This is a genomic window from Anaerocolumna chitinilytica (assembly GCF_014218355.1).
GTDB lineage: Bacteria > Bacillota > Clostridia > Lachnospirales > Lachnospiraceae > Anaerocolumna > Anaerocolumna chitinilytica.
This window is the reverse complement of sequence record NZ_AP023368.1, coordinates 4476671-4496766: the sequence shown is the minus strand read 5'-3', so window position 1 is coordinate 4496766 and position 20096 is coordinate 4476671. Positions and strand designations below refer to the sequence as shown.

At 39.5% G+C, this 20096-nt stretch carries 22 protein-coding genes and 1 tRNA gene; 21 read left to right on the top strand and 2 right to left on the bottom strand.

Translation table 11 applies throughout. From position 1 onward, the window contains the following. The first annotated feature begins 10 nt into the window (after window positions 1-10). From bsdcttw_RS19595 to bsdcttw_RS19530, 14 genes are all read left to right on the top strand, one after another. Window positions 11-436, top strand: coding sequence for a phage tail tube protein (locus tag bsdcttw_RS19595; RefSeq protein ID WP_185256493.1), 426 nt, complete (start codon window positions 11-13; stop codon window positions 434-436). Between the two features lie 3 nt (window positions 437-439). After that, entirely contained in the window at window positions 440-805 is a 366-nt protein-coding gene (locus bsdcttw_RS19590; protein ID WP_185256492.1) for a phage tail assembly chaperone, read from the top strand. Window positions 806-972: 167 nt separating this feature from the next. After that, window positions 973-3141, top strand: a complete 2169-nt coding sequence (locus tag bsdcttw_RS19585; protein WP_185256491.1) for a tape measure protein — start codon at window positions 973-975, stop codon at window positions 3139-3141. A gap of 9 nt (window positions 3142-3150) precedes the next feature. After that, a complete protein-coding gene (locus bsdcttw_RS19580) occupies window positions 3151-3807 on the top strand; it encodes a LysM peptidoglycan-binding domain-containing protein (RefSeq protein ID WP_185256490.1) in 657 nt (218 codons plus the stop codon). A gap of 62 nt (window positions 3808-3869) precedes the next feature. Further along, window positions 3870-4955, top strand: coding sequence for an XkdQ/YqbQ family protein (locus bsdcttw_RS19575; protein ID WP_225903713.1), 1086 nt, complete (start codon window positions 3870-3872; stop codon window positions 4953-4955). Continuing rightward, window positions 4945-5202 carry a hypothetical protein gene (locus bsdcttw_RS19570; protein ID WP_185256489.1) on the top strand — a complete coding sequence of 86 codons (258 nt, stop codon included), beginning with the start codon at window positions 4945-4947 and terminating at the stop codon, window positions 5200-5202. Before bsdcttw_RS19575 ends, bsdcttw_RS19570 begins: the two co-directional genes overlap by 11 nt. Continuing rightward, window positions 5199-5615, top strand: a complete 417-nt coding sequence (locus bsdcttw_RS19565) for a DUF2634 domain-containing protein (protein ID WP_185256488.1) — start codon at window positions 5199-5201, stop codon at window positions 5613-5615. Before bsdcttw_RS19570 ends, bsdcttw_RS19565 begins: the two co-directional genes overlap by 4 nt. Next, window positions 5608-6651 (top strand): baseplate J/gp47 family protein, encoded by a 1044-nt coding sequence (locus bsdcttw_RS19560; protein ID WP_185256487.1) that lies wholly within the window; start codon window positions 5608-5610, stop codon window positions 6649-6651. The genes bsdcttw_RS19565 and bsdcttw_RS19560 overlap by 8 nt, the downstream gene beginning before the upstream one ends. Further along, window positions 6651-7190 carry a putative phage tail protein gene (locus bsdcttw_RS19555; protein ID WP_185256486.1) on the top strand — a complete coding sequence of 180 codons (540 nt, stop codon included), beginning with the start codon at window positions 6651-6653 and terminating at the stop codon, window positions 7188-7190. Before bsdcttw_RS19560 ends, bsdcttw_RS19555 begins: the two co-directional genes overlap by 1 nt. Then, window positions 7190-7753: a hypothetical protein gene (locus bsdcttw_RS19550; RefSeq protein ID WP_185256485.1), complete on the top strand. Its 564-nt coding sequence runs from the start codon at window positions 7190-7192 to the stop codon at window positions 7751-7753. The genes bsdcttw_RS19555 and bsdcttw_RS19550 overlap by 1 nt, the downstream gene beginning before the upstream one ends. 9 nt (window positions 7754-7762) lie before the next feature. Then, window positions 7763-8686 (top strand): glycine-rich domain-containing protein, encoded by a 924-nt coding sequence (locus bsdcttw_RS19545; RefSeq protein WP_185256484.1) that lies wholly within the window; start codon window positions 7763-7765, stop codon window positions 8684-8686. Between the two features lie 14 nt (window positions 8687-8700). Continuing rightward, window positions 8701-9000: a hypothetical protein gene (locus tag bsdcttw_RS19540; RefSeq protein ID WP_185256483.1), complete on the top strand. Its 300-nt coding sequence runs from the start codon at window positions 8701-8703 to the stop codon at window positions 8998-9000. Window positions 9001-9003: 3 nt separating this feature from the next. Next, complete coding sequence (locus tag bsdcttw_RS19535; RefSeq protein ID WP_185256482.1) at window positions 9004-9147, top strand: hypothetical protein; 144 nt, start codon at window positions 9004-9006, stop codon at window positions 9145-9147. 463 nt (window positions 9148-9610) lie between these two features. Then, a complete protein-coding gene (locus tag bsdcttw_RS19530) occupies window positions 9611-10261 on the top strand; it encodes a glycoside hydrolase family protein (protein ID WP_185256481.1) in 651 nt (216 codons plus the stop codon). Window positions 10262-10365: 104 nt separating this feature from the next. Here bsdcttw_RS19530 and bsdcttw_RS19525 read toward each other — a convergent pair whose 3' ends face one another. Next, window positions 10366-11661 (bottom strand): diaminopimelate decarboxylase family protein, encoded by a 1296-nt coding sequence (locus bsdcttw_RS19525; protein ID WP_185256480.1) that lies wholly within the window; start codon window positions 11659-11661, stop codon window positions 10366-10368. Between the two features lie 125 nt (window positions 11662-11786). Here bsdcttw_RS19525 and bsdcttw_RS19520 point away from each other — a divergent pair, with 125 nt between their 5' ends. Next, window positions 11787-13160, top strand: coding sequence for an aminotransferase-like domain-containing protein (locus bsdcttw_RS19520; protein ID WP_185256479.1), 1374 nt, complete (start codon window positions 11787-11789; stop codon window positions 13158-13160). Here the strand turns inward: bsdcttw_RS19520 and bsdcttw_RS19515 are convergent. Then, window positions 13157-13780 carry an epoxyqueuosine reductase QueH gene (locus bsdcttw_RS19515; protein ID WP_185256478.1) on the bottom strand — a complete coding sequence of 208 codons (624 nt, stop codon included), beginning with the start codon at window positions 13778-13780 and terminating at the stop codon, window positions 13157-13159. The genes bsdcttw_RS19520 and bsdcttw_RS19515 overlap by 4 nt on opposite strands. A 180-nt stretch (window positions 13781-13960) precedes the next feature. On the opposite strand from bsdcttw_RS19515, the gene bsdcttw_RS19510 reads away from it, so the two are divergent. The 6 genes from bsdcttw_RS19510 (at window position 13961) to bsdcttw_RS19485 (ending at window position 19982) form a co-directional block, all read left to right on the top strand. Continuing rightward, window positions 13961-14035: transfer RNA gene (locus bsdcttw_RS19510), tRNA-Pro, on the top strand. Window positions 14036-14143: 108 nt separating this feature from the next. Beyond that, the gene (locus tag bsdcttw_RS19505) at window positions 14144-14875 is read left to right on the top strand and encodes an SDR family NAD(P)-dependent oxidoreductase (protein WP_185256477.1); all 732 of its coding nucleotides are present in this window, start codon (window positions 14144-14146) and stop codon (window positions 14873-14875) included. Between the two features lie 214 nt (window positions 14876-15089). Then, window positions 15090-16148 carry a deoxyguanosinetriphosphate triphosphohydrolase gene (locus bsdcttw_RS19500; RefSeq protein WP_185256476.1) on the top strand — a complete coding sequence of 353 codons (1059 nt, stop codon included), beginning with the start codon at window positions 15090-15092 and terminating at the stop codon, window positions 16146-16148. 116 nt (window positions 16149-16264) lie between these two features. Continuing rightward, a complete protein-coding gene (gene dnaG, locus bsdcttw_RS19495) occupies window positions 16265-18064 on the top strand; it encodes a DNA primase (RefSeq protein WP_185256475.1) in 1800 nt (599 codons plus the stop codon). A 111-nt stretch (window positions 18065-18175) separates the two neighbouring features. Continuing rightward, window positions 18176-19264, top strand: coding sequence for an RNA polymerase sigma factor RpoD (gene rpoD, locus bsdcttw_RS19490; RefSeq protein ID WP_185256474.1), 1089 nt, complete (start codon window positions 18176-18178; stop codon window positions 19262-19264). 16 nt (window positions 19265-19280) lie between these two features. Next, window positions 19281-19982, top strand: coding sequence for a tRNA (adenine(22)-N(1))-methyltransferase (locus tag bsdcttw_RS19485; RefSeq protein WP_185256473.1), 702 nt, complete (start codon window positions 19281-19283; stop codon window positions 19980-19982). The last annotated feature ends 114 nt before the right edge of the window (window positions 19983-20096 follow it).

The window sequence follows — 20096 nt, the reverse complement described above, 5'->3', positions numbered from 1 at the left end:
GGAGACAAGTATGACTGGAAATAAATTAATGAGTGGTACATGGGGTGAAGTTTGGCTTGACAGTGAGTATGTAGCAGAATGCTTTGGAGCTCAGGCAAAAGCCACATTTACAAAGGAAGATGTAAATATATGCGGGAAGATGGCCGTGGATAAGAAGATTACAGCAATAGCTTATACCGGATCGCTGAAGATGCATAAGGTAAACAGCAGAATGGCAATGGCTATCGGCGAGAAAATTAAAAATGGAACAGATGTACGTTTTAAGGTAATAACAAAACTGGCAGATCCGGATGCTTATGGAGCTGAACGTATTGTACTAAACAATGTATCCTTTGATGACCTGACACTTGCTGATTGGGAAGTTGCAAAGATGGGAAGCATCGAAGCGCCATTTACATTCACAGATTATGAATTTCTTGATTCAGTGGAGGCTTAGTTTATGGACACAATGGAGTTATTACTTAAGACAGATATCCCTAACATGCCGGAAAAAGAATATAAGTTAAAAAGGCTTTCCTCTGTCTGCGGCGGACCGGTTATTTTTAAGCTAAGAGGCTTACCCTATAGCAGAGCTACTGAATTGACTAAGAGCCAAAAAGATGACTTAAATGTACATATCCTGTTGGCAGGGACAATAGAACCTAATTTAAAGGACCCGGAACTTTTAGCGAAATTTAACGCTGTTACACCTGCAGAACTTGTAAAAAAGCTGCTTCTTCCCGGTGAGATTGAAGACCTTTCAAGATGTGTTGAAAAATTAAGCGGTTATCGTGATGTAACGATAGAAGAAATTAAAAAAAAATAGACACTGATCCGGATGTGCAGCTTATGTATTATCTCTTTACGAAGAATGGGATATTACCAGGAACTTATTACAACCTTACCATGGGGGAAAAGGTTGTAATAAGGGCCTTTTTTGAAAAGGATATGGATCTGAAGTATGGCAGGTAAACTGTAGAAAGGAGGAATACAATGGCTCAGGATGATAATGGTATTAAGATAGGTTCAGAAGATGATTATTCCAAAGCTCTGACTACAATGAAAGATTCAAATAAGCGTTTTGGGAACGATATTGCAGGTTTGCAAAATAAACTTACTGAGCTTAACAAAACAAAGGCGACTCTAAAAGTTGATACAGATAAGGCGAAGAACGCATTAGATGCAGCAGAAAAGAATTTTAAAAAGACAAGAAACAGTGCGAACCAATTAAATCTTGAGCTGGCAAGTGCTAAATATGAAACTGCACGACGTAATTTGTCATTGGTATCGGATAGTGCAAATGAAACAGAAAAATCCATGGCACATCTCACTAATACTCTAAGTAAGTCTGAAAGCAGAGTGAAATCTGCAAAATCACTTCTGAATGGAGCAGTGGAAAGTTACGCATCTGCTGGTGTAGAAGCCTTTGTTGGAGGCACCATAAATATGGCTACGACATATGCAGGTAGTGCTTTCGGATCTGAAGGTGGTACGATAACGAACAATGTCCTGTCAATGGGAGCGATGGGTGCAGCAATAGGTACGTCTATAGCCCCTGGTATTGGTACTGCAATTGGAGCCCTTGGCGGAGCACTTTTCGGATATTTTCAGGCAAAGACTCAGATTTTTGAAAGCGAGGACAAAGCATTTAAAAGTTATTATGAAGATTTGTATAATAACGTCCTCAAATCTCAAGAAAAATCATTAGCGAATGGTTCAGCCACAGCAGCATCAAGAGAAACGGATGAATTACCTTTTTCAACCATTTTAGGAGGAGAGGATAAGGCTGATAATTTTCTGGGCTCCTTAACGGATTTTGCTAAAAAAACACCATATAACTACGATGAATTAACTAGTATCAGTAGAAACTTGTTATCCAATGGTTATAAACAAGAAGATATACTGCCATTATTGCAGAATATCGGTGATGCCGGCGCAGCACTTGGTATGAGCAAAAAGGATATTTCAGATGTTACAATGGCAATAGCTCAGCTGCAGACTGCCGGTGCAGTTACTACCGAAGAACTGGATTCCCTTTCCGATAGAGGAATAGACGTGTGGTCTTATATGGCAGAGGCTTTTGGTAGTACAAAAGATAACATAGAAAAGTCAAAAGAAGAAGTAAAAAAGATGGTAAGTGAAGGGCTTATTCCAGGGCAAGAAGCAGCTGAAAAGATTGCCGATGCTTTGGGAACTGAATTTTCAGGAAATATGGATAAGCAAGCACATACCTATTCCGGGCTTTCTGAAAACCTGAAAGAGAGCCAGGATGATCTTGATAGTGCTATGGGTGAGGGTTACAACTCCACCAGAGAAGGCGGGATGCAAAAGCAAATTGACTGGCTCAGTGGTGACAGTGGAGCAGAGATGAAAGAGGCTTATAATCAAATTGGCCAATGGAAAGCATCTCTGGAAAATTTATCAGAACAATATCAAAGAGATGCTATAAATTCTGTCATGACTGGAACAATAGCGAATAGTTATGAGGGATCCGACCAAAGTGGAGCCCTTGCAAGACTGGCAGAGGAGTATAAGAACGCTAAAGCGGATTATGATAAATATACGAAACTGGGCGACAAGGAAAATGCTCAAAAATCAGGCGCTACTATGGGAAGAGTAATTTCAGAAGCCCAGGCAATAGGAACAAATGAATATAACGCAAGCGACGATGCACAGATTGCATTAGATTCTAATATGGATTTGGCTGAAAATATTAAAAACGACAGTGCAAGCCAAGAGGAATACTGGAAAGCTGGCTATGATATGGGAGAGCAGTTTACGCTGGGTCTGAAATCCAGAGTTGATGAAGGAATTGCATTTAACACACCGCAGGTGGTTAACGGTTCGGCTATTACTTATTTAAATGGTAACAGTACATCATCAAGTCCTAAATTTGAAAAATATGCCGGTCCTGTTAGTGTAAATGGTACATCTTATAGTAGTAATGCATACGGTCTAAGTTATGTCCCATATAACAATTACCCGGCTCTTCTGCACGAAGGTGAAAGAGTACTTACAGCAAGTGAAAATCGAAGTTTGAAAACAACTAATCCAATCACAATAACCGGTAATAATTTTAATATTCGTAAAGAAAGCGACATCACAAAAACAGCGCAGGAAATAGCAAAACTAATTAATCAGGCATATGCGTTAGCGCCATAAGGAGGGACAATGCGAAAGTTCATCTTATTTGATTCAAAAGAAAAAAAAGAGATGGTATTGCCGGTTACTCCACCGAGTTTTGAAGTGTCTCATGGAATTAATATAGAAACAATCAATATACATACGCTTGGAGAAGTAATATTACCGGGATATAAAACACTGGCAACAATTACAATTGATTGTATGCTTCCTGCACATAAGTACTCCTTTAATCAGTCAAAAGCCAAAACCCAACCATATATTTACATTGATCAGTTAGTCAAATGGTGTGATAAACATATGGTTTTACAATTTTCTGTATCAGAGGACTTATCAAAGGGTAAATCAAAGGATATTGTCAAAATAGAAGTAATCATAACAGATATATCCTATGGGGAGAAAGATGGTACCAATGATGTTTATGCTACAATTAGCTTGCGTGAATACAGAAGAGTAGCTGCAGTGCAGCCAGATAAAACCGGAAACAGTGCAAGGGGAAGCGATAAAGACTCAGCTGGAACGGAGAGTTATGTCATTAAGGCCGGTGATACATTGAGTGCTATTTGCCGTAAACAATACGGTGATGCATCTCTATATCAGAAATTAGCAGTTTATAACGGAATTAAAAATCCCAACCTGATTTATGCCGGCAATAAAATAAAGCTGCCCGGTAAAGCATTACTTTAAACTCATCCTTTGATGAACTGGCATCTATATCTATTTATACAATATTTAAACGGAGATAACATATGGCAATCAAAATACTTTTAACAAATAATTCAAAAACCTTAGATATAACCGAATTAGTTCAAACAATTACATGGTCCGGAGATTACCAGCAATGCGCCAGAACACTTGAATTTGAGTTAACAGCATCCTCATTTGCAGATAAGAATGTACCGGTAATCAAGTGTGAACTTGGGAGTGCAGTAACACTTAAGCAGAACAGTACTATACTTTTTGAGGGATATATCTTTGAAAGACAGAAAAACACAGATAGCAATGTAATAAATATTACCTGTTACGACAGAGGAATTTATTTAAAACGAAATGAGGCCTATTATACCTTTGGCGGAGAAACGACGGAGGTCATAACAAGAAGGATATGCGCAGAATATGACATTAAGATCGGCTCTATTGCAACAACAGGTGTAAAGATTAATCGGAATTTCATGGGGGTAAGTCTTTATAACATTATAATGACCTGTTATACCATTGCTTCAGAGAAAACAGGAAAGCAATATATTGTACGTTTTAAGAATTCAGAATTAAATGTTCTTGAAAAAAAGGTAACAGATGAAACTCTGGTAATAGAAGGCGGAAGTAATCTAATATCTGCTTCTACAACAGAGAGCATTGCAAATGTGATTAATCAAGTCGTTATTTACAATTCGGACGATGTTCTTATCAAAACACAGAAAAATGCTGATTCCGTGAAACTGTATGGACTTATGCAGAGCTATCTAAAACAGTCAGAAGGTGAGGATGTTACAGATAAAGCCAAAAAGATGCTTCTGGACAATGATGTGAGCCAAACAATAGAGATAAACAATCTGGGGAATATAGCGAATATAACCGGAGGCACAGTTGTTGTAAGGGAACCGTATACCGGACTTTATGGACTATTTTACATAGATGCTGATACACATACCTGGAAACAGGGACAGTATTATAACAAACTAATAGTTAATTTTAAGAATATTATGGACGAGCAGGAAGCTGGCAGCCTACCAAATAAAAGCGGAAGTGTTACAAAAGATTCAAAGGAAAGTATGGACCCTGTTAAAACAAGAAATAGCAGGTATAGTGTCGGAGGTGCGGTATATGAACAGTAATCCATTTGCATCAATGGTACAAACCATAAGGAACGATAATAAATCCAATAGCTCGGTGGTTTACCGATTGGGCAGAGTCATCACTACAATGCCGCTTACAGTGGAAGTAGCAGGAACCAGACAAGCAGGTAATCGGCTTTTAAAGAATGATGCACTTATTTCTTTTGAAATAGGCGACCGGCTATTTCTTGTACCGATAGAACAGGAACAACGATATGTAATAATATGTAAGGTGGTGGATACATGAGCCTTTTTCCAATCATTGAGCCCCAAAGTACCGAAGCAGTACCGAAATTAGGGCTATATAAAGAAATAAAATGGGATTTTATAAACGATGTACCGGTATTTGCAAACGGTGCTCCGGTTATCGTAACCGGTAAAGAAGCTGTTTCAGTCTGGGCCTGGAAAACACTGCATACTCCGAGATACCGATATGAAATTTATACCTGGGATTATGGATGTGAGATGGAATCTCTGATAGGGCAGCCCTATACAGATGAATTGAAACAATCAGAAGCGACCCGTTATATAAAAGAATGCTTATTGACCAATCCCTATATTGTAGGGGTGAATAACGTAACAGTAATCTTTACGGAGGATGTGCTTACTATCAGCTGTTCAATCGAAACTATATATGGGGAGGTGGAGATAAATGTATGAGAATTTAACCGTTGAGAATGTAAAAAGCGAAATAATAGGACGGATGACATCGGATATAGATACAAGAGAGGGCAGTGTCGTAAACGATATGATAAGTGCAACAGCTTATGAAATATGGAAGTCCTATCAGGCCTTGGATGCAATCATCCCGATTGCATATGTAGATGAGACCTCAGGGGAATACATTGATAAGCGTTGTGCGGAATATGGAATAGTCCGTAAGGCCGGGAAAAAAGCGGCAGTGATTCTGACGCTTGGCGGAACCGCCGGAACAGTAATACCCAAAGCAAAAATTTTCTTAACTGCAGACGGTCTTGCTTTTATAACAAATGAGCAGGTGGTACTCAAAGAGGGTATCACAACAGTCATAGCTACAGCGGAGGAAATAGGGGAGAAATATAATGTGGAAGCCGGCACCATTACAAAGCAGTTTGTTAATCTAAGCGGATTAGCTTCTGTTACGAATGAAGCTGCGTCAGGCGGGACAGACGCTGAAACAGATGAAGCTTTGGTTGCAAGACTGTATGAGTATCTGCAAAGACCTGCAACCTCGGGGAATGCTCATCATTATAAGCAGTGGGCTCTTGAAGTTGACGGTGTTGGAAATGCGAAAGTAACCCCCTTATGGGATGGACCGGGTACGATCAGAGTACTTATAGTTGGTAACAATTATGAACCGGTTGATTCCGTAATTGTTAATAACTGCACTGATCATATAGAAGAAAACAGACCCATAGGAGCTACCGTTACCGTAGTGAGTGCAAAAGGACTTGAAATCAATGTGAAAGCTAATATTACAATAGAAAGTAAAGTTACAATGGAGGCAGTCCAAAAGGCATTTAAAGAAGCATTGGAAAGTTACCTTAGCAGTATAGCTTTCGAAGCTTATACCGTAGTTTATAACCGTGTTGCATACATGCTTCTTGATATCGATGGTGTGGTAGACTATACGTTACTTACTATAAACGGAGGGGCTTCGAATGTTGTAATAGGGGAAGAGCAAGTACCAATCCTTGGAACGGTGGTGATAGCATAATGGCTCTGCTGGATTTATTACCGGAATACTATTCAAAAAGCCCCCAGATGGCTGTTATACAAGGAGGATTAAATTACTCTGTTGAAGCGCTGGAAGAGGCTAGAATAGATTTATATAATCAGGTTTTTGTCGACACGGCAACCTGGGGACTAAGTGCATGGGAAGAAGCATTAAAGATTAATACGGATATTTCAAAGTCATACGAGTTCCGAAGAGAGAGAATAAAAGCAAAGTTAAGAGGTGCAGGTTCCACCACTAAATCTATGATGAAACAGATGGCAGCAGCCTATTCAAATGGTGAGGTGGAAGTAATTGAAGATAATGCAAATTATGGGTTTGTAATAAAATTCGTAGGAACTCTAGGTATACCGGCTAATATGGCAGACTTGATTCAAGCAATTGAAGAAATTAAGCCGGCGCATTTAAGTTATACTTTTGAGTACATATTTAATACGCTGACTAAGCTTACCGGATTTACACATGCCAGGTTAAGTTATTATACCCATGCACAAATAAGAGAGGAGGTATTAAGCCTGTAATGAAACAAACAACAAATTTTCATCTTAATAAACCAGATACCACAGATTATTACAATATCCAGGATTCCAATAATAATATGGATATTATCGATGCTGAAATAAAGGAAGCACAGGAGAAAGCTGACCAGGCTTTAAGACAAGCAGAAAATCCGACAAAGGTAAATGGGCATACAGTAGAAAGTAATGTCCCAGTAGATGCGAAATTTACAGATACCACATATGGCAATGCGACCACCACAGCGGCGGGATTAATGAGCTCGACGGACAAGGTAAAATTAAATGGAGTCGCTGAAGGTGCAAATAATTACACTCATCCCTCAAGCCATTCACCATCTATTATAACTCAGGATGCAAGTAATCGATTTGTAACAGATACTGAAAAGGCAGCATGGAACGCAAAAGCTCCCCTTGTAAGCCCTGTTTTTACTGGGACTCCTAAAGCTCCATCTGGCGCTGTGGACTATACCACTCTAAGGATGCGCAACATATATGCAACAACTACGGATTTAACCGCAGGTACAACCACTCTGACAAGTGGAGACATATGTCTAGTGTACGAATAGGGGGTACAGATGGCAAAAGGAATGTATATAGGCATATCAGGAGTAGCTAGAAAAGTAAAGAAGGCATATATCGGAGTAGATGGAATAGCTCGAAAAATTAAAAAGGTCTATGTAGGAGTTGGTGGTGTTGCTAGGTTAGCATGGAGTGGAGCTGTACCAGCAGGCCAAGTTATTTTCACCTCATCCCAGGTATGGACAGTTCCTGAAGGTGTAAGTAAAATTGATATCTTCTGTGTTGGAGGAGGAGGCGGTGGTTACCCTGGAGGGTCTTCTGATGGAAACACTGCTGGTGGTTCAGGAGGAGGGGGTGGTTATACAAACACAGTATTAAATGCAGGTGTTACCCCTAATTCTTCAATTGCGGTTACTGTTGGTGCAGGTAGTGCTGCAAATGCTATATCAGATGCTGGAACTTCATCATTTGGAGGCTTATGTACTGCAGCTGGAGCAGTGCATCCAAACCAACACCTTACTGTTTTTTGGGCACCATATGGTGGTAATGGTGGTTCTGGTGGAGCAGAATGTTTATATGGAAATGGTGGCGGTAATGGTGGTAGTAATGGTTCTAACGGTGCAAATTCAGATGGTACCCATGGAGCTGGTCAAGGGCATACTACTAGAGCTTTTTTAGAGGCGGGCAATACTCTATATAGTGGTGGTGGAGGTTCTGGTGAAGCATATTATGAATGGAATGGCTCATTAGATTATGGATATGGAGCAGGAGTTGGAGGAGCAGGAGGAGGGACAAGCGGTGGCTCTGCAAGTTACAGTATAACTCCTGCAGCAAATGCAACTCCTAATACTGGCGGTGGTGCTGGTGGTGGAGGAATTTATAACTACAGGTATACAGGTGGGTCAGGTAATGGAACAAAATCTTCTTCCGCAGGAGCTGGAGGTTCCGGAATTGTAATAGTACGTTGGGCAGAACAATAGAGAGGAGAAAACATATGTGGTGCAATCAAATTTTTAGTCTTATTAATGAAGGCACAGTACAAAACATTATCGTGTGCGATAATTATGAAGTAGCAAACCAAATAGCCAGGATACAGTATGGTGAAGATTCAATTGCCTTAGACACTACTCAGTATCCATTAAGTGTGGGCTGTAAGTATATAGCTGGTGTTTTTTACGAAAATGATGGAACAACTATTATCAGCAGAAACCAAACTGCAGACGAAGAAGTGGAACAAATAAATAAACAAGTTGAAGCTCTTAATATTGCTTTGGCAGAAATGATGGGGGTATAAAATATGCCAGCATGGAAGAAATCTATATTTATTAATGCAATTAAAGCCCGGATGCAGTTAGAAGACAGCACAGCAGAGGAAATAATTCTGGAGTACACAAAGCTGACTGAAACGGATAAATCTGAAATATTAAGCGAATTACAATAGGAGAGACATATGTACAAATTAGAACTAAACGTAAATAAGCTCTTTCAATGTAAGTTGCACTTGTAAAGGTTGAAGAGCGGGCAAAATCCAATACAAAAGGCTAAATGAATTCGAGGTGTAATAATGAAAAACAAATCCCTTGAATCATCTATTTAGGAATTATCGGTCAAGACAAAATATATACGCTCAAAGCTGAATCAAACCATTCAGCAACTTTTCAAATTAGAGTTTCGTGATGCTGAGAAAGGGATAAGTTTAAGTGGCTCTAAGTGGCTGAAACAATAATAATTTTCATGGGTTTTATATAAGTATCCTTTGAGGCGCTTACTATATACTTATATTACAGCAGATGGCAGAAACAACTGCCTATGCATATATTATTGATGGAGGGTTGGTGAATCATCCGGCAAATAACTGAGCCGGATAATACACTAGTTGATAAGGTAGCAAAGGTGGTGGCAAAATGACAAAAAAAACATCAGCAGCCGGTATCGAATTATTAAAAAACTTCGAAGGATGTCGGCTAAAAGCATACAAAGCCCTGCCGACTGAAAAATATTACACAATTGGTTATGGACACTCTGGGTCAGACGTAAAACAAGGTATGACGATATCTCTTTTACAGGCGGAAGCCTTGCTGAAATCTGATTTAAAGGGTTATGAAAATTTTATAAATAACTATGTAATGGTTCATATTACTCAAAATATGTTTGATGCTTTGATAAGTCTTTCTTATAATTGTGGTGTGTCGGCAGTAAAAAGCAGCACTCTGTTGAAGAAGCTGAATAAGAAAAAATATATAGGAGCTGCTAATCAGTTTATGAACTGGACTAAGTCAGGAGGAAAAGTAATTCCTGGCTTAACGGAACGTAGAACGAAGGAAAGAATTCTCTTTCTGAAAGGATATTGTGATAAACCCAAAAAACAGGTTTCAAAGACCACGGCTAAGACATCAGAAATACGATGGATACAGTGGAAGCTTGAAGTGAAGATTGACGGAATCTGGGGTGATAAGACAGCAGCAGCTGTTCGGGCTAAAAGAAAGTCCTTGGGGTGGTCTGTAACCTCAGGTTATACTTGTACAATTAACCTTATAACGGCATTGGATAAATAAAATAATAGGGCTGTTGTATAATCAAGCACTGCAGAGTATGGCTTACCTCAAACATCGCAGGACTTAATTTGCAACAACCCTTTTAAATTGGTCAGACCTTTTAATTACAGATATTCAGTCTTTAAGGGATAATTCAACGTAGAAAAATAATCCCTTGGGGTTTCAGCACGCCTTATCTGCTCTATAGTACCATCACTGCGTAAAAGCAGCTCTGTGGGACGCAGCTTTCCATTAAAGTTATTGGCATGGGAATAAGCATAAGCTCCAGCATCATGAAATACCAATATATCACCAGGATTGACAGCAGGTAAGTATCTGTCAGATGCAAAACGGTCTCTGTTTTCACATAAGGAGCCAGTAACTGTATATAGCTGGTCACAGGGTTCTTTCTCCTTACCAGGCACTGTAATGTGATGATAATTGGAATATCTGGAGGGACTCATAAAGCTATTGGTGGAGCTATCCAGACCTAAAAAAGACTTAGTGGTTTCTTTCTTATGAAGTACGGTAGATACAAAGTAACCATATGGACCTGTCATAAATATCCCTAATTCAAAATACAAAGGAACAGGGGATATACTGTCTGGATCCAACACATCTTCGTAAGCAGTCTTAATTGCCTGACTTACTGCCTTAATATCCGCCCCAGCCTCCTCCTCATGATAAGGAATTCCCAACCCTCCTGCCAGGTTAATGAATTCAAATTGGATTCCTAGCTCTTTCGCTATGATAGCTGCCTTTTCAAATAAAACCCGTGCATTCTCTCCGAAATAGTCCGCCTCCCGCCTGTGACAGCCAAATTGGCTATGCAGCCCGAATCGTGTTATTCCACAACTCTTTAATATTCTTATACCTTCTATAAGCTGCTCTACAGATAAGCCAAACTTATAATCATCATAGTCTAATATATTCTTATTCTCATAAGTAATAACTCCTCCGGGATTTAAACGAAGGCAGACAATATCTGGAAGCTTTCCTGACAAACCACTTTTTGCATCAGCCGAATAATCTGCACTTACCATTAATGTCTCAATATGTGAAATATCATCTAAGTTTATTATCGCATTAAGTTTTAATGCACGCTTAAATTCAGCAACCGAAGTCACATTGGAAGTAAACATAATATCCTTTCCGGCAAAAGAACAGGAATCAGCCAGAATAAGTTCTGTTTCAGAAGCGCAGTCCACACCGCAGCCTTCCTCCTTAAATATCTCTAAAATATAAGGATTGGATGTAGATTTTACAGCAAAGTATTCTTTGAAGCCTTTGTTCCAGGAAAAAGCTTCTTTCAGGCTCCGGATATTGCTGCGTATGGCTTTCTCGTCATAAAGATAAAAGGGAGTAGGATAAATGTCAGTAAGCTGTTTTAGTCCTTGTAGAGTAAGAGGAAATTCTTTCATATATGATGTTCTCCTTTTATGAAGTATGTTATATTAGATTTAAGTTAAAGCCAAAGGGATTAGAAAGCAAGCTACAATGTATTTAACTGTACCGGTGCAGATTGAGAGGGAAAGTGGTGAGGTAAATGTACAAATACCAGATAATTGCAGAATCCATCCGGGAGAAAATTCATAATAATACCTTAAAACCTGGTGAAAAACTGCCGTCTATAAAAGAGCTTGTAAAAAGCAGCGGGTATAATTCGGATACAGTAATTAAAGCTTACCAGCTTTTAGAGCAGGAGCATTTGATTTACTCCGCACAACGGAGCGGCTATTATGTTGTAAAGTCCAGGTATGAGAGAAAGAATAGTGCAGCAAAGATTGACTTGATTACAGTTTCACCGCCGGAGAGTATACATCCTTACAAGGACTTTTATCATTGCATGGAAAAGTCTATCAATATCTATAAGAATAAACTTTTAGAATATGATAAACCCCAGGGGATGGATGAGCTGCGAACTGTCTTGGTTAAATATCTGATGAATTCGCATATCTTTACCAGACAGCAGGACATTTTTATTACCAACGGAGCACAGCAGGCGCTGTATATTCTGGCAGCAATGCCGTTTCCTTCCGGAAACAGGAGAATTGTTGTTGAACAGCCTACTTATTCGGTTATGCTGAAAGTGCTTCAATGTAACAATATACCGGTTACAGGAGTAAGAAGAAAGGAAGAAGGGATTGATTTACAAGGGCTAGAAGCAGCTTTTCAAGCCGGGGATGTTAAGTTCTTCTATATTATGCCAAGATTTCAGAATCCTACAGGGTTTCGATATAGCAAGAAAGAAAGACAGGAAATACTCGAGCTGACAGGCCGATATGGAGTGTATATAGTAGAAGATGATTACCTAGCTGATCTTGAGATAGATGAAAAGCAGGATTCACTCTATGCCATGGGAGAAAAGGAAAAGATTATCTATATCAGAAGCTTTTCAAAGACCTTACTGCCTGGGTTGCGGCTTGGGATGATTATTCTGCCGGAAGTTCTTCAAGAGAGTTTTACATTATTTAAGCAAAGTATGGATTTGAATACTCCTACTCTAACCCAGGGAGCCCTTGAAATATACCTGAAAAGCAGTATGTATAGATCCCACATAACAAGGACAAAACGCTTTTATCAGAAGAAGATGCAGGCTTTAAGAACAGCCTGTCAGGAGATATTTTCAGAGAAGGTGAGGTATCACATTCCCCCCACAGGTATTTACGCTCTGATAGAAACAGAGAAAAATACCTCGGAGATCATAGTGAATTGTTTAAAAAAGAAGAATATTCTTGTAAGCAGTATTAAGAACTGCTATCTGAATGATTTTACAGAATCAGAAGGAATACGATTCTGCATTTGTACCTGTAAGGAGGAGGACTTCTGTACGGTCCTTCAGTTAATAAATAATGAAATGATGAAATTAGAAAAGATAAAAATCAAGAAAGACAGGTTAAAAAATGAAAATAAGTTCTAGGAATGACTATTTACCATAGAATACACGCAGCCGCAATAGTCCTGGCGATATAAATCGTATTCTTTGGAAAGCTCGATAGAGCGCTTATATCCATTCCTCTTTTTAAAATCCGAATTCAAGTAGGAAACACCGTACACAGAACCGGTCTTTTCTCCGATTTCATTGAGCTTGGCAGCATTCTTATGAGGGCTGATGGAAAGAGTAGTAGTAAAGTAATCAAACCCATTTTCTTTTGCACATTTGGCAGCCTCAAGAAGCCGCAGTTCATAGCAGGCAAAGCACCTCTCACCACCCTCAGGCTGATCTTCCAGACCTTTTGCTATCTGGTAGAAAACTTCCGGTTCATATGTTCCTTCCAGAAAAGAGATGGGATATTTCACCGGCATCGTCTTAATTAGGCGTATCTGCTCCTGTACTCTGCGGTCATATTCTTCCTTGTAAGAGATGTTTGGATTATAATAATATATGGTAACATGAAAGTAATTCGTCAGGTATTCCAGGCAATAACTGCTGCATGGTGCACAGCAGCTGTGCAGCAGGAGGCTCGGTACAATCCCTTTTGTCTCAAAGTCCGACAGGGTTTTCTCCAGCTCCTTTTGGTAATTTCGTATAATATCCATTGATGTCCCTCCCAAACTGCCTAAAATTGTAGGATTATGGCAGTTTTTATAGCGTTTTTTTCTACTTAATAATACTTTTTAAATTTTTTTAAAAAATATGAAAATTCCTCTTGATTTTTTTCAAATAATATTATATTATATTATTGCTGTGAGACGCAAGACATAATTCACAGAAACAATCGAGGCGTGGCTCAGCTTGGCTAGAGCGCTGTGTTAGGGACGCAGAGGTCGCAAGTTCAAATCTTGTCGCCTCGATTCTTTATTTAAAACGTGTTATAATAAGAAGCAGTAGGATTAAGATAGGAATCCTGCTGCTTTGTTTTTGTATTTTAGTATATAAAATAGGAAGGCGGAGAAGAGTATATGGATTTTACGGGTAAGGTTGCCGTAATTACCGGTGGTGCACAAGGCATTGGAAAAAATATAGTTGAAGGTTTTTTAAAAGCAGGGGCATATGTTGCAGTAATAGATAAGGCGGCAGTAAATATTGAAGCATCCTATACCTATCAAGGGGATTTGGCAGAAGAAGAGCATATCAGAATTTTTGCGAAAGAAGTAAAGCAAAGATTTGGTAAGATTGATTATCTCATTAATAATGCCTGCTTTAGTAATAAGGGATTGCTGTCTGGCTGCAGTTATGAGGCTTTTGATGAGGTATTAAAGGTAGGAGTTATAGCACCTTATTATTTGACCCAGTTATTTATGGATTCCTTTCACCAAGGAGGTGCTATTGTAAATATTTCCTCCACCCGTGCGGCTATGTCTCAGGAAGATACGGAGAGTTATTCCGCAGCAAAGGGAGGGATTCTCTCACTTACTCATGCTTTGGCGGTAAGTCTTGCAGGTAAGGTGAGAGTGAATGCCATATCTCCCGGCTGGATCGATACGACCGGAGGAGAATTTACGGAAGCGGATAAGCTGCAGCATCCGGTGAAGCGAATTGGCATACCAGAGGATATTACGAAGCTGGTAATGTTTCTGTGCAGTGAGGACAGCAGCTTTATAAATGGTGAAAATATTACTGTCGACGGCGGTATGAGCAGGCTTATGATTTATCATAACGAGGAAGGCTGGGAGTACGGAAGAAATTGTTGAGAAGCAATTAGTACAACCGTTTAGAGAATTTAACCATTTTTTTGAAAGCTGAAAGTAGTATTAGAATATGCACAGGTGATTTGGCTCTAAAATGTGAGAATTAACCATAAATAATTGAAATATTTCTATAAAATTTGAAAATAAAAAAAGGATTCAGGAAGTTTTGGTGGAATATTAATAATATAAGCATTAATCTGAAAGAAAGGAGTAGTATATGTTCGATGAACTTAGTGATAAAAACAATGATAAACCAGGTAAACCTCTTAGTATGCGTGAGAAGTTAGAGCGGCGGGAACATGATTTTTTATGTCCCTATGCCTCTTTTAGTGACAGTTCTTTGGGAAGGGATGTCTATGAGGAACCCTGTGATATCAGGCCCATTTACCAAAGAGATAGAGACCGTATTCTTCACTCCAAATCTTTTCGCAGGTTAAAACACAAGACCCAGGTGTTTTTGGCACCGGAGGGAGATCATTACCGTACAAGACTTACCCATACTCTGGAGGTATCCCAGAATGCCAGGACCATAGCCAGAGCGTTAAGACTCAATGAGGATTTGACGGAAGCGATTGCCCTGGGACATGATTTGGGGCATACTCCTTTTGGTCACGCCGGAGAGCGAGCCCTAAATTCCATTTGTCCGGAAGGGTTTGAGCATCATCTTCAAAGTATTCGTGTGGTGGAACTTCTTGAAAACCATGGAAAGGGTTTAAATCTGACTAAGGAAGTCAGAGACGGTATCGTAAATCACCAGACCAAGGGGATACCTATGACCCTGGAAGGAAAGATTGTAAGACTTTCCGATAAGATTGCTTACATTAACCATGATATTGATGATGCAATCAGGGGACATATAATGGAAGAAGAGGATATTCCTAAGGAATATACCGATATATTAGGACATAGTTCCAGAGAACGTTTAAACACTCTAATACATGATATTGTAAGCTGCAGCGAGGAGAAGGAAGATATCTTTATGTCCCCTGCCATTGAAGCAGCAATGTTTGGTATGAGAAAATATATGTTTTATAATGTTTATACCAATCCCAAAGCAAAAGGAGAAGAACAAAAGGCAGAATCTATGCTGAAGTTTCTTTTTGAATATTATAGTAAGAACCTCGAATTGCTTCCGGAAGAGTATCTGAACATGGTAAAGGAAAAGGGACAAAAGGAAGCAAGAGTTGTGTGTGACTACATTGCGGGCATGACAGACCGCTTTGCAGTAGCCAAGTTCAAAGAGATTGCTATTCCAAGGTCCTGGAGTGTATATTAATCTTAGAATCTGAAGTCTCAAGAATGAAATGTATTTCTTAGTATATGGGAGTAAATAGTTAATAATAGAGAGTAATAGATATTGCAGTAAATTAACAGGAAGGAAAAGGAGCACCCATGTTTTATCCGGATGAACTGGTAGAAGAAATCAGACAGAAGAACGACATAGTAGACGTAATCAGTTCCTATGTGAAATTACAGCGAAAGGGCAGCAGCCATATGGGACTTTGCCCCTTTCACAATGAGAAATCCCCTTCCTTTAGCGTAAGTGCCTCAAAGCAGATGTACCATTGCTTTGGCTGCGGCGTGGGAGGTAATGTATTTACCTTTCTGATGGAGTATGAGAATTACTCCTTTGTAGAAGCTCTAAAACATCTGGCGGGCAGAGCAGGGGTAACCTTGCCGGAAGCAGAAATCAGTGAAGAAGCAAAGCGTCAAGCCGGCATTAAGGCGAGACTTTTAGAAATTAATAAAGAAGCAGCAAAGTATTACTATTTCCAATTAAAATCAGCAAGAGGACAAGCTGCTGTGGATTATCTGACCAAGCGCCAGCTTTCAGAAGAAACCATTAAGAAATTCGGACTTGGTTATTCCAATCAGACGGGGGACGATATCTATCGTTATTTAAAGCATATAGGCTATGAAGATGATATCTTAAGGGAATCCGGTTTGATTAGTTTTGATGAAAGGCACAAAGTTTATGATAAGTTTTGGAACCGTGTAATGTTTCCGATTATGGATACCAACAATCGGGTTATCGGTTTTGGGGGCAGAGTTATGGGAGATGGGCTGCCCAAATACCTAAACTCGCCTGAAACAAAGCTCTTTGATAAGAGCAGAAACCTCTACGGACTTAACTTTGCCAGAACCTCCAGAAAACCGAACTTTCTTATCTGTGAAGGCTATATGGATGTTATTGCGCTGCATCAGGCGGGCTTTACCAATGCTGTTGCATCTCTTGGAACAGCTTTTACCGGGCTCCAGGCCAATCTGATTAAGCGTTATACCACAGAGGTGCTTTTAACCTATGACAGTGATGAAGCAGGTACGAAAGCTGCCCTTCGTGCGATTCCTATCCTAAAGGAAGCAGGACTTACGGTTAAGGTCATTAATATGAAGCCCTACAAAGACCCGGATGAATTCATCAAAGCGTTAGGAGCAGAGGAATTTCAGAAGAGAATTGACGGGGCCAGGAATTCCTTCCTCTTTGAGGTGGAAGTCATGGAAAATGACTATGATATGAATGACCCGGAGCAGAAAACAAAGTTTTTCAATGAAATTGCAAAGAAGATGCTGCAATTTACAGAGGAAATCGAGAGAAATATTTATATAGAAGCAGTATCTAAAAAATATGAAACCGGTTTTGAAAACTTAAGAAAGTTAGTTAATAGTTATGGAGCCAGACTTGGGACGGGGGAAAGCTACAGGCCAAAGGAATATACAGGAAGAGGAAAGGACAAGGAAATGTCCGGTAAGAATTCACCTGCCCAAGGAATGCGGCAGTCCCAAAGGATACTTTTAACCTGGTTGATTGAAGATTTAAGACTTTTTGAAAAGATTAAGGGGATTATTACACCGGCTGATTTTACAGAGGATTTATATAAACAGGCAGCAGAGCTCCTCTTCTCGCAATACAACAAGGAAGGAAAGGTAACGCCGGCTAAGATATTAAATCATTTTGAAAGCAAGGAAGAACAAAAGGAAGCTGCGGCTTTGTTTAGTTTAGAGCTAAGCAATGAGATGAGTGCGAAAGAGAAGGAAAAGGCTTTGAATGAGACGGTTATGAGAATTAAAAAGAACAGTCTTGATATACAAAGTAAAGAAGCAATCGAAAAAAATGATGCTCAAAACCTTCAAATTATCATCAAAGCACAGATGGATTTACAAAAATTGCATATTTCCCTTGCTGATGGTTAAAATACTACTAAGATTTTTGCATCAGGTTTGCTTGCGAGGTGCATGAATACAGTGTGAAATGTAAGAAGGTTAATTCACACAATTATTGCAAAACAGGAGGATGGATAAATAATGGATGAGAATATGGTTAAATTCACGGAAAAGTTAAAAGAGCTTCTGGTATTTGCTAAAAAGAAAAAAAACGTTCTGGAATTTCAGGAAATTAATGATTTTTTTGCGGATTTTGAACTGGACTCCGTTATGATTGAAAGAATCTATGAATTCCTGGAATTAAATAATGTTGATGTTCTTCGTATCACGGAAGAAGAGGACATTCTTCTGGAGGATGACGAGGAACTGGAAGAAATCGATTTTTCCATACCGGAAGGCATTGCCATTGACGATCCGGTAAGAATGTATTTAAAAGAAATCGGTAAGGTTCCGCTGCTTAGTGCCGATGAAGAGATTGAACTTGCAAGAAGAATGAAGGTTGGAGACACGGATGCTAAAAAGAGGCTTGCAGAGGCAAACTTAAGGCTGGTAGTAAGTATTGCCAAGCGTTATGTAGGCAGAGGTATGATGTTTCTTGACCTGATTCAGGAAGGAAATCTTGGCTTAATTAAAGCTGTTGAGAAATTCGACTATACGAAAGGCTTTAAGTTCAGTACCTACGCTACCTGGTGGATAAGACAAGCTATAACCAGAGCCATAGCGGATCAGGCAAGAACTATAAGAATACCTGTTCATATGGTGGAAACAATCAATAAGCTTATTCGTGTCCAGAGACAGTTACTCCAGGAATTAGGGAGAGAACCAACTCCGGAAGAAATCTCAGCAGAAATGAATGTACCGGTTGAGCGTGTAAGAGAAATTCAAAAGATATCCCAGGAACCGGTATCTTTAGAGACACCAATTGGCGAGGAAGAAGACAGCCATCTGGGAGATTTCATTCAGGACGATAATGTGCCGGTACCTGCCGATGCAGCAGCTTTTACCCTGCTTAAGGAGCAGCTCTTAGATGTACTTGGAACCCTGACAGACAGGGAGCAGAAGGTGCTAAGACTGCGCTTTGGACTGGATGACGGAAGGGCGAGAACCCTGGAAGAGGTAGGTAAGGAATTTAATGTTACCAGAGAGAGAATACGTCAGATAGAAGCGAAAGCTCTGAGAAAATTAAGGCATCCAAGCCGCAGCCGTAAACTAAAAGACTACTTGGAATGATGAGGAAAAGTTTTAAATGCAATTATCAAATAGACTAAAGACTGTAGCAGATACTGTTACAACGGGTAACAGGGTTGCAGATGTAGGATGCGACCATGCCTACATAGCCATATATCTGGCGGAGAACGACATAGCACCGGGTGTAATTGCCATGGATATAAACAAAGGTCCCTTAAGCAAAGCAAAGGAAAACATCCAGGTCAGAGGACTTTCTGATAAAATAGAGACCAGACTTTCTGATGGGCTTTCAAAGCTTAATACAGGAGAAGCAGAAACGATTGTAATAGCCGGGATGGGTGGAAGCTTGATGGTCCGAATCTTAAAAGAAGGAGAGAAAGCCCTTGAAGGAGTAAGTGAACTGATACTACAGCCCCAGTCAGAGATTTTCCTGTTACGACGGTATCTTCATGAAGTAGGTTTTGCAATTCAGTCTGAAAAAATGGTCAAAGAGGATGAGAAATTCTATGTCATTATAAAGGCTGTAAAGACAAACGCATCAGAAATATATGAGGATGACCTGCATTATCTTTACGGAAAGCTTCTCTTAGTGAGCGGAGAACCTGTCGTAAAAGAATATCTGGAAAGAGAAAAGCGCTTGAAGCTTCAAGTGAAAGAAGCATTAGCGTTACCTTCCACAACAGGAAGTGTTAAAAGATTGGAAGAAATAGAAGCTGAGCTTTCTGAAGTTGAGAAAGCTCTGGGTTATTTCACAAAATAAAGTGTTTTATCTGAAAAAAAAGAATATACTGTTTAACAAAGATTTTCCATCTGATTATAATATTTATGAATAATCAGGTGGAGCTTTCGGTATAGGGTATTACGAAAGGGGTTA